The 751-nt window shown below is 63.1% G+C and carries 1 protein-coding gene; it reads right to left on the reverse strand.

The window, feature by feature from the left end; all coding sequences use genetic code 11:
- On the reverse strand, nt 1-728 hold a 728-nt coding region (locus A9X04_RS16770), incomplete at its 3' end, for an acyl-CoA dehydrogenase family protein (protein ID WP_197509194.1).
- Nucleotides 729-751: the final 23 nt, after the last annotated feature.

Consider the following 751-nt stretch of genomic DNA (forward strand, 5'->3'; position numbering starts at 1 on the left):
CCGCCGAGAATGTTCTCGTCGGGGACCACTAGGTCGCGGATGCGGACTTCCGCGTGACCCATGGTCACCTCACCGTGGAAGGCCGGCACGTCGGTCTCTCCCATAACCGGAATGTTGCGGATGATCTCGAAGCCAGGATTGGGCAACTCGACGAGAAACGTCGTGTACTGGCGATGGCGCGGCGCGTCGGGATCGGTCTTGGCCATCACCAGTGCCAGCTGAGAAATGGACGCCCCTGAGGTGTACCACTTCTCGCCGTTGAGGATCCAATTATCGCCCTCGCGCACCGCGCTGGTCTGCATGCCGGTGGCATCGGCGCCGGCGGCTCTTTCGGTCATGGCAAAGCAGACCCGGATATCGCCGTTGACCAGCGGGACCAGGTAGCGCTGCTTCTGCTCCTCGGTCCCGTGCTCGATGAGGGTCAGCATGGTCGCGTCCTGTGGGCCCATGCAGTTCAACGCCCACGCACCCAGATGGCTGAACGCGCGGCCCACTTCGACTTGCACGACGGCATTGGCCAAGTGCCCCAACCCCATTCCGCCGTACTGCACCGGTACGAAGGGGCACCACAACCCTTCCGCGTGGGCCCTGTCCTGGACCTCCTTGACGATGTCGAAGAAGGGACGCGTGCCGATCTGTGGCTCCGCCGGCAGCACTACCTCGTCGATGAAAGTGGCGACCCGGGCACGCAGTTGCTGAATCTCCGCCGGGAGCTCGAAATCGATCATGTGACATACGCTGACAGGATTGA

The sequence above is a fragment of the Mycobacterium sp. E3247 genome, from assembly GCF_001667785.1.
Taxonomy (GTDB): Bacteria; Actinomycetota; Actinomycetes; order Mycobacteriales; family Mycobacteriaceae; genus Mycobacterium.